At 60.1% G+C, this 6,057-nt stretch carries 6 protein-coding genes; 3 read left to right on the top strand and 3 right to left on the bottom strand.

Going from position 1 to position 6,057, the window contains the following annotated elements:
* Window positions 1–49 precede the first annotated feature (49 nt).
* From Q1K49_RS08735 to Q1K49_RS08725, 3 genes are all read right to left on the bottom strand, one after another.
* Window positions 50–1,375, bottom strand: a complete 1,326-nt coding sequence (locus tag Q1K49_RS08735; protein WP_300525161.1) for a saccharopine dehydrogenase C-terminal domain-containing protein — start codon at window positions 1,373–1,375, stop codon at window positions 50–52.
* 31 nt (window positions 1,376–1,406) lie between these two features.
* Window positions 1,407–3,425: a Na+/H+ antiporter NhaC family protein gene (locus Q1K49_RS08730; RefSeq protein WP_300525159.1), complete on the bottom strand. Its 2,019-nt coding sequence runs from the start codon at window positions 3,423–3,425 to the stop codon at window positions 1,407–1,409.
* A 153-nt stretch (window positions 3,426–3,578) separates the two neighbouring features.
* Window positions 3,579–4,295 carry a GntR family transcriptional regulator gene (locus Q1K49_RS08725; protein ID WP_300525158.1) on the bottom strand — a complete coding sequence of 239 codons (717 nt, stop codon included), beginning with the start codon at window positions 4,293–4,295 and terminating at the stop codon, window positions 3,579–3,581.
* A gap of 167 nt (window positions 4,296–4,462) precedes the next feature.
* On the opposite strand from Q1K49_RS08725, the gene Q1K49_RS08720 reads away from it, so the two are divergent.
* From Q1K49_RS08720 to Q1K49_RS08715, 3 genes are all read left to right on the top strand, one after another.
* Window positions 4,463–4,612 (top strand): hypothetical protein, encoded by a 150-nt coding sequence (locus tag Q1K49_RS08720; RefSeq protein WP_300525156.1) that lies wholly within the window; start codon window positions 4,463–4,465, stop codon window positions 4,610–4,612.
* 80 nt (window positions 4,613–4,692) lie between these two features.
* Window positions 4,693–4,824: an ATP-binding protein gene (locus tag Q1K49_RS14915; protein WP_366146058.1), complete on the top strand. Its 132-nt coding sequence runs from the start codon at window positions 4,693–4,695 to the stop codon at window positions 4,822–4,824.
* Between the two features lie 645 nt (window positions 4,825–5,469).
* A complete protein-coding gene (locus tag Q1K49_RS08715; protein WP_026368667.1) occupies window positions 5,470–5,955 on the top strand; it encodes a ribonuclease H-like YkuK family protein in 486 nt (161 codons plus the stop codon).
* Window positions 5,956–6,057 lie beyond the last annotated feature (102 nt).

Raw genomic sequence — 6,057 nt, 5'->3', positions numbered from 1 at the left:
GCGTGCACGGAACTTTCGCCGCCGGAGTGCGGCGCAGGGTTCCTCGGGGTTAGGCCAGAATCTCCTCCCGTTCCTGGAAGAGAACGCCGAGGCGTTCGAGTTCCGCAAGGGACGGTTCGTACACCTCCGGCAGCACCGGAGCGTGCACGCCCGTGAAGGGCAGTTTGCCCTCCAGGAAGAGCCGGGCACCGATTGCGGGGGGAAGTCCCGTAGTACGGGCGATGGAAGTGTCGCCTCCCTTGATGCCCCGATCCACGAGGGTTGAGACGAAACGCTTGCGCCGGCCGTCGGCGAAGGATGCCTCATAGCGATGTTCCATGACGACCAGATCCTGCTCGCCGGGCTCGAAGACGAGCTTTTTCAGATAGAGATCCGCCACGACGGAACGGGCGCTTCCTCTGGCAAAGGGGAGAGGAGTGTCGTCCAAAAGCCCCAACCATGCGAGCTTGTGAAGGATCGACGAATAGGGTTCAAGCTTCAGCACTCTGCAGAGGGCCGCTTCGGCACTCTCGCAGGAGGTCGCTCCGGCGAGGCGGGCGGTGAACTCCCGATGGGTGAGTCCCGTCAGATCGAGTTCCTCTTCCTCGAAGAGCCCGAGATCGAGCATTTTCCGGATGGTTTCGCTCCAGCCGATGTACCGGATAGTGCCCCGGTAGACGTTCTTCGCCTCGGGCATGTCGTAGAGGTGGATGTAGGGCAGGGAATCCGCATTGGCGTACTGCTCGAACCAGCCGAGTCCGGCGATCTCGATGAAACTCGTGTGGCGGAACGTCTCACCGGGAGGATAGACCACCACTTCGCCGTTCTTCAGAATGCGTGCCTCACGCTTGCTGGCGCCCACGAGGCCCGCGGGGGACCAGGAAAGTTTGTATCCGAAGGGATTCGTGTTCGCCTCCGGAGCGGGAATGGCGCCGCAGCAGGACCAGAAGGACTCGACCTTGCCGCCTCTGTCGTGGATCTCCCGGACGGTCTTCGCCGCGGACATGTGGTCGATGCCGGGATCGAGTCCCAGCTCGCAGAGAAGCAGCACGCCCGCGTCCCTGGCGGGTACGTCGAGGGTGCGCATGTCCTCCTTGATGTAGGAGACGTTGATCATGTTCGTTCTTGTGGCGACGCAATCCCTTGCCACGGGGACCATGAAGGCCGCGGGGAGAAGATTGATCACCAGGTCCGGTTTGGTGGAGGCGAGGAGGTCCTTCGTTCCCTGCGTGGCGTCGAAGGCGGAGGTGGTGACTCGGGAGCTGCCTCCGGCGACGGCATCGGCGTTGTGCTTGTCCTGATCGACCAGAGTGAGTGCCGCATCGGTATGCTGAAGCAGGTAGTCCACACAGGGATGGGCAACGCGCCCCGCACCGAGAACCAGAATTCGTTTCACGAAAAACACCTTCCTTAGTCTTTTTAAGAGTCTATCGGGTTTCCTCGCTCCGGAAATCGGAGATTTTTGCCCCCCAGAGCTTTCCGAAGACGAGAAGGAACACAAGGACCAGTCCCAGGGCAAGTCCCAGGAGCATGGGCGATTCCACGTGTCCCGAGACGATGTAGGCGATGGCGCTCGCGAGGGCCACGGTCAATGCGTAGGGGAGCTGGGTCTTCACGTGGTCGATATGGTCACAGGCGGCACCCATGGAGGAGAGGAGCGTCGTGTCCGAGATGGGGGAGCAGTGGTCGCCGAAGAGCCCTCCCGAGAGCACCGCGCCGATGGCGGCGTGTACTGGTGCTCCCAGAGCGTTCGCCATGGGAATGGCCAGGGGCATGAGGATCGCGAAGGTTCCCCAGGAGGAGCCCGTGGCGAAGCTGATGCAGGCGCCGGTGACGAAGATCAGCACTGGAACGGCCCATCCGGGAAGTGTTCCCTGGGAAAGCCCCACGATGTAGTTCGCCGTTCCCAGGGCTTTGCACACGGATCCGAGGGACCAGGCGAGGACGAGAATCATGAGGATGAACACGATCTCCTTGGCGCCCTCCATGTACATGCTGAAGGCCTGACCCGCAGTCTTGACCTTGTGTTGTACCATCAGGAAGAGGCAGGACATGGCTCCCAGAAAGTAGCCCGTGCAAAGGGCGGTGCGGAGCACGGCGCCGGGAATGCGCTTCACCGGGAAACCGTGGGGGATGAGCAGACCGAAGATGCAGACGAAGAGAACCACGATGGGAATGATCATCATGGAGGCTCTCGGCTTCACGCCCTCCTCCAGGTTGATGGAGACCGAGGGGCGGGCGGGTTTCGCATCGGGCCACATGGGCTGTCCCGTCTCGACGGTGCGTTTCTCCGCCTTGTACATGGCGCTGAACTCGAAGCCGAGGAGTGCCACCAGGGGAATCATGAAGAGCGTGCCGATGGCGTAGAACTGATAGGGAATAACCTTGAGGAAGGCGTCGAAGTCGGTTTCTGGGATACCCAGGGCGGTGAACTCCTTCTGGATGAGCCCCATGATGTAGATGCCCCAGCCGATGAAGGGAATGAGGATACATACCGGCGAGGAGGTGCAGTCCAGGAGCCACGCGAGTTTTTCGCGGCTCACCCGGAGTTTGTCCGTGATGGGCTGGAAGGTCGGTCCCAGGATGAGGGGGTTCGCCGAGTCGGAGAAGAAGATGGCGATGCCGCCGAACCACACCGCGAGCTGTGCCTTGGCGCGGGTGTTGAACCAGTGGGACGCCTTTTCTGCGAAGGCCGCGGCGCCGCCGGAGTGGGTCACCACGCCCACGAAGCCGCCGATGAAGACCATCATGACGAGAAGGCTGGAGTTGTAGCTGTCAGAAGCCTGTACGAAGATGTAGTCCTTGATGAGCGTGGTGAGGCCTGCCAGGGGATTGCCCCCCATGAGGATGACCACGCCGAGATAGGCACCGATGAAAAGCGAAGCGAGCACGTTCTTGAAAAGCATGGCGAGAATCACCGCCACGAGGGGAGGAACGATGGAGAGTACGCCGTAGCTTTTCGGCGGCAGACCCTTCACGGTGATCTTCGCGTCCTGCACGGCGTGGAGCGGATTGCGCCCCTCGAAGGCGAGGAGCTTGATCGGCGCGTCCTTGGCGTCCTTCAGGGTTTTGAACGTGAGGGTGAAAAGGCGGAATTCATCGCCGGGGCGCACGCCGTCGGGATTGTCCGCGCCGAAGGCGATCTTGACGTTTCCCTTGCCGCGGTTGTCCTCTTCGTTGAGGACGGAAAGTCCCAGATCTAGAGTCTTCTCGATTCCCTGCAGTTCCAGGATCGCCGGATCAAAGGTGAGGAGGGTGGTCACGCCGGGAAGCGTTTTGCCCTGGGGCAGGCGCACCATAACCTCCGCGGAAAACGAGTCTCCCACAGTGACGGCCTCCTCGGAAACGCGGAGTTCCATGGAGGGGGCATCCTCCGCTCCGGCGGGAGGAGCCATTCCGAAACACAATACCGTTGCAAGCAGTGCGAACAACAGAGACCTTCTCATGCCGTCCTCTCCCTTCTTTCGGGAAAAATGCATCGCTGAAGCACCGATTCCTGCGCACGCAAAAAATGAAAAAGCGGGGTTGTCTTTCTGTCTCGGTGGCTCCGGTGTCTCTTCACCTCCTCCTGGTCTTTCCAACGGGCAAGGTTGGTCGGGTCAGGCCTTTCCCGATTGAGGTTGCAGGCATGCGGGGGTGTGGTAGAGAGGCATTCTCCGCGTGAGCAGCGTGTAGGTCGTGCGGAGATGGTCGCTCATGGCGGTGGCGGCGGCCTCCTTCTCCTTGGAGGCGATGGCCTCCACGATGCAGTCATGCTCCCGGCAGCTCACGGATTTCTCGGGATCGCGGAGCGGTGCCTCTCCGCCGGGAGGGATATAGAAGCGGTCGAAGAAGAAAACGTAGAGTTCGGACCGCCAGTAGGTCTGGCGGATGAATTTTTCCAGATAGGCGTTTTTGGCGAGGGATGCGATGGAGAGGTGCAGATCCTTGTTTGCCGCGGCGTAGCCCGAGATGTCTCCGCAGCGGTAGAGTTCCTTTTCCCGCTCCAGAAGCACCCGGAGAAAGGCCACGTCCTCGGGGATGATCCGCCCCGCCGCCGCTCCCGCAGCCTGGCCTTCGAGGGAAATGCGGGCTTCGAAGACCTCGCGCATGTCCATGGGCGTGAGCTTTGGAATGAAGCAGCCCCGATTGTCCCGGTTTTCCAGAAGCCCCTCGGCGATGAGTTTGCGCAGCGCGTTGCGCACGGGCGTGCGCGACAAACCGAGCGCTTCCGCAAGTTCACTCTCGATGATGCGATCTCCCGGCGCGAAGTGATGGGAGAGCACACGCTCCACGATCTGGTGGTAGGCGCGGTCTTCGGCACTCATGAGGCTCATTTAGTTTGCTCCTTTTATCACAAAATCGTATCCAATATCGTATCCGACAAAACTCTATCAAGTTTCAAGCCTTCCTGTCAAGAAGGAAGGCTGAATGTTTTGAACACTGCGGCAGGGCCGGGTTTTCCCCTTTCGGAAGAAGACGCGTCTTATGGAATGTATACGGTATGCAAAAGGGTGCGGTCGTCGAAACGCTGGAGAAACGATCGGGGTACCCGGGACGCCTTGATGATGACCAGCTCGCTCTGTACGCCAAACCGAAACTCCTGCTCGTCGATGAACAGGGCTCATTGCCCCTGGAAAGCAGTGCAGAATAGCTTTTCTTCCAACTCGTTTCAAGGCGCTATGAGTGCGGGAGCATGCTGATGAAGAGCAAGCGCGCCTCGGGGAATGGGGAATGGTTTTTGGAGATGCCTTGGTGGCGACGGCCATCCCCGATAGTCTCCTCCACCACGGTACGGTGTTGACTCTCCGGGGAGAGCGTTTTCGATTGCGGAAAAAACGCCGGATGGAGCAGGCACGCAGATAAGACGCACAGGAGGACTATCTGGTTTGGCGAAGGATGTTGCAGTCGCGTCCGGTTCGTATTCGTTTGCGGCCGGGGCGGGGCATTTCTTCATGTCGCCTACGGGGCAATTTCTGATGTCGCTTGACACCATGCGCGGATGCTGTTGCAAACGGGGGACGGTATCTTCTGGAAATTCCTTGCCCGGCCGATGGGCTCCGAGGCATTCGGAGCGACGGAAAGCGCGATGTCGCTGCTTTGTTCCGACGGATCGACTCCAGGATTTTTCTGTGCCATCTTGCCGGAAGAAAGGGAAATCAGTACAATCATGCGGAAGCGCCGCCCCTCGTGCGGAAGTCCTGGACTTCCTGGCCGTCTGTCCATGCCGGTGAATTTGGTCCGGAGAGCACTCGAGCCACCTTCCGGAAGCGCTCCGTCATGCGGGAAGAAACATACGGTCGTTGCCGTTCGTTACGAAGCCGTGAGGAGTCCGTCACATCCCGGGGCTATACTTCCCGGTGAGCGGAAAAGGAACTCGCCGCGAGATGCTGTGTTTTTCGGCGATTTCCGTGGTTCCTGTGGTTTTTCGGAAGTGCTCCGCCTGAAGGTTCCTTGTTCGTCTCCGCTCCGCAGCGTTTTCCCTCGCCGCGGACGATGGGAGGGAAGTTCATGGTATTTCGCAGCCCTACCTGGGGTTCCGTCACGTGTGAGGATATGGTGGCGAAGATCCGGATGATGTCCGAGCGCACCGCAAGGGTGCCTACCATTATCGTCGGCGCCGACTCCCAACGGGCCGGAAACGGTGTGAAGTTCGTCTGTGCCGTGACGGCCTATTTTCCCGGCAAGGGGGGCATCTATTTCTACCGCGTCAAGCGTTCGCAGGCTCGGATGGGACTGGCGGAGCGCATGTTTCGCGAGGCGTCGCTGAGTCTTGAGATCGCGGACATCCTTCGCCCCATTCTGGATGTGGACAGCCTTTTTCAGTCGAGCGACGGTCATGTGCACCTGGAGATTCACCTGGACCTCGGCCCCAACGGCAAGACGCGGGACGTGCTCACTTCTGTGGTGGGAATGGTCCGCGGATGCGGCTACACCTGTCGTACCAAACCGGATTCCTTCGTGGCCACAAAGATCGCAGACAAACACAGCAAATGAACGCCGACCCCCTGTGGAGGTCGGCGTTCATTTGTTTGTGAAAGCTCTGAAGAAAGACCTTTTGCTTTCCCTTGACTCGGGTCGCATCAGGCTGCGGACCGG

The sequence above is a fragment of the Aminiphilus sp. genome, assembly GCF_029975095.1.
Classification (GTDB): Bacteria; Synergistota; Synergistia; order Synergistales; family Aminiphilaceae; genus Aminiphilus.
This window is presented reverse-complemented; position numbering and strand designations above follow the sequence as displayed.

Excerpts from the sequence above, each read along its gene's own strand:
- Q1K49_RS08715 (WP_026368667.1), top strand. The coding sequence starts at position 5,470 with ATGGTATTTCGCAGCCCTACCTGGGGTTCCGTCACGTGTGAGGATATG.
- Q1K49_RS14915 (WP_366146058.1), top strand. The coding sequence starts at position 4,693 with ATGGTTTTTGGAGATGCCTTGGTGGCGACGGCCATCCCCGATAGTCTC.
- Q1K49_RS08725 (WP_300525158.1), bottom strand. The coding sequence starts at position 4,295 with ATGAGCCTCATGAGTGCCGAAGACCGCGCCTACCACCAGATCGTGGAG.
- Q1K49_RS08730 (WP_300525159.1), bottom strand. The coding sequence starts at position 3,425 with ATGAGAAGGTCTCTGTTGTTCGCACTGCTTGCAACGGTATTGTGTTTC.
- Q1K49_RS08720 (WP_300525156.1), top strand. The coding sequence starts at position 4,463 with ATGCAAAAGGGTGCGGTCGTCGAAACGCTGGAGAAACGATCGGGGTAC.